1 protein-coding gene is annotated in these 254 nt (G+C 63.0%); it reads right to left on the bottom strand.

Going from position 1 to position 254, the window contains the following annotated elements; genetic code table 11:
* Positions 1-237: class I SAM-dependent methyltransferase (locus tag AAEY75_RS16155; RefSeq protein ID WP_502944450.1), on the bottom strand; the 237-nt coding region annotated here is incomplete at its 3' end.
* Positions 238-254: the final 17 nt, after the last annotated feature.

Genomic DNA, 254 nt, shown 5'->3' with positions numbered 1-254 from the left:
ATCCAGGCCCACGGCGATATGCCCCATGCGCGTAAACGTCTGCAAATCCCGCCCCGGCCCACAGCCGAAATCCAGCACGGTAAACGGCGGCGTGCCCTGGATATGCCGCAGCAGCGCGTCGATGTTCTGGCTCACATCGTGATCGCGGGTGCCTTCACGAAAGTCTTCGGCCACCTTGTTGTAGTGGCCCAGGGTGGCGGCGGTGATCTGGTTGAGGTCGTCGGGAGCAAGTTTCATGGCATGGCGCACGGCTG

Origin of the sequence: Psychrobacter sp. TB55-MNA-CIBAN-0194, assembly GCF_040309505.1 — a bacterium.
Taxonomy (GTDB): Bacteria; Pseudomonadota; Gammaproteobacteria; order Pseudomonadales; family Moraxellaceae; genus Psychrobacter; species Psychrobacter fozii.
The sequence above is the reverse complement of the archived record's forward strand: the minus strand, read 5'-3'. Positions and strand labels throughout refer to the sequence as shown.